Source organism: Lonsdalea britannica, from assembly GCF_946477055.1.
GTDB lineage: Bacteria > Pseudomonadota > Gammaproteobacteria > Enterobacterales > Enterobacteriaceae > Lonsdalea > Lonsdalea britannica_A.
In genome coordinates this window covers 1-4,664 of the sequence record NZ_CAMKXG010000265.1, presented here as the reverse complement: position 1 = coordinate 4,664, position 4,664 = coordinate 1, and the positions used below count along the sequence as shown (strand labels likewise).

Annotated in this window: 5 protein-coding genes; 3 read left to right on the top strand and 2 right to left on the bottom strand. The window is 54.7% G+C overall.

Annotated features, from left to right (window positions below; translation table 11 throughout):
* Both Q7O77_RS14830 and Q7O77_RS14825 read left to right on the top strand, forming a co-directional pair.
* Nucleotides 1-500, top strand: a 500-nt coding sequence (locus Q7O77_RS14830) for a mannosyl-3-phosphoglycerate phosphatase (RefSeq protein WP_304168861.1), incomplete at its 5' end; no start/stop codon positions are given.
* 33 nt (nucleotides 501-533) lie between these two features.
* Complete coding sequence (locus tag Q7O77_RS14825; protein ID WP_304168858.1) at nucleotides 534-1,763, top strand: glycosyl transferase; 1,230 nt, start codon at nucleotides 534-536, stop codon at nucleotides 1,761-1,763.
* A 10-nt stretch (nucleotides 1,764-1,773) separates the two neighbouring features.
* Here the strand turns inward: Q7O77_RS14825 and Q7O77_RS14820 are convergent, their stop codons facing one another.
* Entirely contained in the window at nucleotides 1,774-2,484 is a 711-nt protein-coding gene (locus Q7O77_RS14820; protein ID WP_304168863.1) for a DJ-1/PfpI family protein, read from the bottom strand.
* 107 nt (nucleotides 2,485-2,591) lie between these two features.
* Entirely contained in the window at nucleotides 2,592-3,359 is a 768-nt protein-coding gene (locus Q7O77_RS14815) for a class I SAM-dependent methyltransferase (RefSeq protein ID WP_304168855.1), read from the bottom strand.
* A 302-nt stretch (nucleotides 3,360-3,661) separates the two neighbouring features.
* On the opposite strand from Q7O77_RS14815, the gene ydfG reads away from it, so the two are divergent.
* A complete protein-coding gene (gene ydfG, locus Q7O77_RS14810) occupies nucleotides 3,662-4,411 on the top strand; it encodes a bifunctional NADP-dependent 3-hydroxy acid dehydrogenase/3-hydroxypropionate dehydrogenase YdfG (protein WP_304168852.1) in 750 nt (249 codons plus the stop codon).
* Nucleotides 4,412-4,664: the final 253 nt, after the last annotated feature.

Here is a 4,664-nt window from a genome sequence, read left to right as displayed (position 1 = left end):
CGGAACAGGCCTTTAATTTCAGGGGATTTTCGGATATGACCGACGCCGAAGTGGCCGATATCACCGGGCTTCCTCTGGGGGACGCGACGCTCGCGCGGCGTCGGGAAGGTTCAGAGCCGTTAATCTGGTTGGGCAATAACACTGAACTGGAACGCTTTGCCGCTTGTCTCAAGCTGTATCAGCTTGCGTTAACACAGGGCGGCCGTTTCTATCATGTGATGGGTGAATCCGTCAGCAAAGGCCATGCGGTGGAATGGCTGACAACGCATTATCAACAACGGTCCGGTTCCGCGATAACCACATTAGGACTCGGCGACGGGCCAAATGATCGTTCCCTGTTGGAGGCGACGCAGCACGCCGTCATCATCAAGGGGGCCGTCAGCGATAAAGTGACATTGTCACCACAATATCGTGGCGAGGTCTACCGTACGGAATTTACCGGACCTCAAGGCTGGAGCGAAGGTCTCAGCCACTACCTCAGTCAAATCATAACTTATTAATTTAACGATGTATTATTAAGGGAGAGTGAAGGCATGAGCGATTTTTATCAGGATGGCATTATCACCAACTTCCATAACCTGACCCAGCGCAGCGTGGAAGAGTTGGAATACGACCTTCAGGTTTTTTCAGGCCAAAACAGCATGGGCCTGATTCTGCCCTCTTTGTTTTCCGAGCTGGAAGGCCCGGCTCTTGGCAACATTGTGGATATGTTGGCGCAAGTCCCCTATCTGGGCGAAATCGTCATTGGACTGGACAAGGCCGACCGCGATCAGTTTCAGTTTGCTCATTCATTCTTCTCGCGCCTGCCTCAGCGCCACCGGATTTTATGGAACGACGGCCCACGTCTGACCAAGCTAAGTCAGGAACTGGCTGAAAAAGGTCTGGCGCCGATGGAACCGGGAAAAGGCCGTAACGTGTGGTTCTGCGTGGGCTACATTCTGGCGTCTCGCCGTTCGTCCTGTATCGCCCTGCATGATTGTGACATTGTCACCTATGATCGCAGTATGCTGGCACGCCTGCTTTACCCGATTGCCAACCCCCACTTCCATTACGACTTCTGTAAGGGCTACTACGCCCGTGTGGCGGAAGGAAAGCTGAATGGTCGCGTTGGCCGCCTGTTGGTCTTCCCTCTGCTCAAGTCACTGCAAAACGTCTACGGCAACTCGGATTTTCTGGAATATATGCGCAGTTTCCGTTACCCGCTCTCTGGCGAATTTGCGATGCGCAGTCACGTCCTCCGGAACCTGAGGGTACCGAGCGATTGGGGGCTTGAAATTGGCGTGTTATCGGAAATTCATCGAGGGACAGCGACCAGCCGCATCTGTCAGGTGGATATCGCGGATAACTATGACCACAAGCATCAGCCGATGTCGGAAAGTAATCCGAATACCGGACTGCAGCGTATGGCGATGGACATCACCAAAGCGCTCTACCGTAAACTCGCGATTCAGGGCGTGAATATCACCACCGACTCTTTTCGCGTCCTGCGCGCCACCTACTACCGCACAGCGCTGGACATGATCGATTCGTTCGAGCATGACGCCAGGATGAACGGCCTGCACTTCGACCGTCACACCGAAGAGTCGGCCGTCGAACTCTTCGCTGACGTCATCACGCAGTCCGGGCAGATTTTTAGCGAAAGCCCCGGAGACAAGCCGTTCGTCCCCAGTTGGAACCGCGTGCAGTCCGCCATTCCTGACGTGCTGGAACGCCTGTACGAAGCGGTGGAAGCCGACCGGCAGGAGATCTCGTCCGAGGGTTAAAACGTGAGGTTTATGTGCCAGGCGGTAGGCCGAACAATTTGGCCGCCGCCTTCTCCGTTGCTTCCCGTCGCCGCGCGACAAACGCGGCCTGGTTTCGACGGACATCAGCAACCAGCTCAGGCGCGGCGGTACGTGGAGAGCCACTCACAAACGGCGGTTCCGGATCGTACTCCAACTGGAGCTGAATACGCTGTGCCGCCGAAGCGCCGTAGATCTCTGCGACCACCGTCAACGCGAAATCGATCCCCGATGTGACGCCCGCGCCGCTGATGCGGTTACGGTCTATCACAACGCGTTCAGACACTGGTGTTGCACCCAGTAGCGTAAGTTGGTCTAGCGATCCCCAATGTGTTGTGGCCCGAAAGCCTTGCAACAATCCTGCCGCACCTAAAATCAACGAACCGGTGCACACTGACGTCACCCAGCTCACTTCCTGCGCTTTACGCTGTAAAAATGCCAACGTCTCGTCGTCATCCATCAGCGCAATTTGGCCCGGCCCTCCGGGAACGCAGAGAATATCCAGTTTGGGGCACTCTGCGAAGGTGGTAGAGGGGATCAGTTTCAGTCCGCTATCCGCCGTGACAGGGTCACAATTTTTCCAGATGAGATGAACATTAGCCCCTGGAGCACGCACGAAAACTTCATGCGGCCCCGTCAGGTCAAGCTGGGTCAATCCGGGGAAAAGCAGGAGTCCTATAGACAGCGAAGCAGGCGTCGACACGATGAAGTCCTCCACCGGCATGAATAGCACCGGGCGTTAAGTATGAGTTCGCCCCGCAGAGAAGCGTTTAAGCGGGACGGATAACCGACAGGACGGTAACAAGCAACTTAACACCTCACGATCAGCGTTGCCATATCGCTAGAAAAAGATCCGTCTTCCTCGATAGCAAAATGACGTTTTACCTCTGCAGAAGCGTGGCGTTGAAGCTCGCGTATCGCCGTCACGAAATGTTCCGGCGTACGCATACGGGTTATCCAACTGGAGAATTCAAGGTGCAGCCGTGAGCATTCCACCGAGGCAATTTTCAGTCCGGCTTCCGTGAAGAAAGTCAGCCATTCGCCCGGCGTGTAATCGCGAACGTGCGAGGTGTCCCGCAAGATTTCCACCGTTTGCAAATACACATCCAGTACGGGATGTCCGGGTGAGACCACATCGATAAAAATAGCTTCGCCGCCCGGTTTCAGAACGCGCTTCACCTCGCGCAACGCCTGACCGACGTCCTGCCAATGATGTGCGGAATAGCGGCTGATGATCACATCCATACTGGCGTCGTCGAACGGTAAGGATTCCGCCACGCCCTGTAGGGTCGAGATATTATCCAGTCCTTTATCTTTGGCGGCCGATGACACGGTATCCAACATTCGCGGGGAGAGATCGTAGGCAACCACATGGGCTACCTTGGGCGCGACGGTGAAACTGACGTGTCCGGCGCCACACCCCAGATCAAGCACATTTGCCGTGGATTTACCCTGAAGTCTCTGCGCCAAGGCCTGCAGGTCTGCGCCCTGTGCATGCACAGCGCTGTTTAAGTAGGCCTGAGCCTGCTCCCCAAACTGCTTATCGACCGACTGCAAATGATTGTCGCTGTTTTTCATATATCTCCCGCTGTTACGGACCACAAAAGCATAACGTCTTGTGATTGTTACATATTTACGCGAACAGAAAATACCGTTGCTCATGAAGACACAGGATTTAATACTCCTTGATAGGATCGTAAAGGAGTGTAAAGCTATCGCTGACACGAAATACGCAGCCCCCGTTTTCGGAGCGTCTGACGTGATTAACACCGATAAATCCGAATTCGCCCGTCTTTGCCCTCAGTTTTTAGCCCTGAGTTGAAATATCGCCCCTATCGACCATGATTGGAATGACCATCGCGCAGTAAAGAGGAACTGACATGATTATTTTTGTTACTGGAGCCACCGCTGGATTTGGTGAGGCAATAACCCGTCGTTTCATCAAGGAAGGCCACCGGGTTATCGCCTGCGGCCGCCGTCAAGAACGTCTGGATGTGTTGAAAGAAGAGTTTGGCGATTCGCTGCATACGCTGCGTCTGGACGTACGCCACCAGAAGTCGATCGATCAGGCTATCACCTCCCTGCCCGCCGCGTGGCGCAAAATTGACGTGCTGGTGAACAACGCCGGGCTGGCGCTTGGGCTGGAACCTGCGCATCAAGCCTACGTCAACGACTGGGAAACCATGATCGATACCAATAACAAAGGCTTGGTCTTCGTGACCCGCGCCCTGCTGCCGGAAATGGTGAATAAGAACGCCGGTCACATTATCAATATCGGTTCCACCGCTGGTAACTGGCCCTATGCCGGCGGCAATGTCTACGGCGCGACGAAAGCGTTCGTCCGTCAGTTCAGTCTGGGACTGCGCGCAGACCTGTACGGCAGCCGGGTGCGCGTGACCAATCTGGAGCCCGGGCTGGTGGGCGGCACGGAATTCTCCGGCATTCGCTTTAAAGGCAACGAAGACAAGGTGCAGCAGACCTACGACAAAACCAATCCGCTGCTGCCGGAAGATGTCGCTGAGGCGGTCTTCTGGGTGGCGACGCTGCCGGAACACGTCAATATCAATACGATGGAAATGATGCCGGTCAGCCAGACCTACGCCGGTCTCAAGGTCTATCGCGACGAATAACGTGAGTGACTAGATGGGGGCATCCCCCTTCAACACATGATGGTGTTGACGGAGGGGTGACACAAAACGGGAAAGCGATCGCGACGATGCTTTCCCGTTTTATTGACTCGCCATCAGGCAAAAAAGACTAACCGTGGGCAAAAAGGAAAAAGGTTCCAGCCTCCCCTGAGTTAGGAGGTCCGCTTGGGAAACGGAAAACATCGTACGTTAATCACATTTATAGATCCGTTATTGATCTATGAGCTGTCTCTTA